Annotated in this window: 1 rRNA gene; it reads left to right on the top strand. The window is 50.0% G+C overall.

Annotated elements, in window-relative coordinates:
- Positions 1–140 precede the first annotated feature (140 nt).
- Positions 141–252, top strand: a 16S ribosomal RNA gene (locus tag MRBLMI12_RS08655); the annotation flags it as partial.

Genomic DNA, 252 nt, shown 5'->3' with positions numbered 1-252 from the left:
TATCCTCGCTGACCATTTGTTTGGTTGGTGGGGGTCCTTTTTGGATCAATTCATGGATGTCAGTTTGATATTCGTTTTTGGTCATGGTTGAACTCGCTGCTTCTTGTCCCTTTTTCCGGGGTGGGTTGCAGTATTCATTTTTTATGGAGAGTTTGATCCTGGCTCAGGATGAACGCTGGCGGCGTGCTTAACACATGCAAGTCGAACGGTGAAGCCCCGCTTGCGGGGTGGATCAGTGGCGAACGGGTGAGT

The organism is Microbacterium sp. LMI12-1-1.1, assembly GCF_040676455.1.
GTDB lineage: Bacteria > Actinomycetota > Actinomycetes > Actinomycetales > Microbacteriaceae > Microbacterium.
This window is presented reverse-complemented; position numbering and strand designations above follow the sequence as displayed.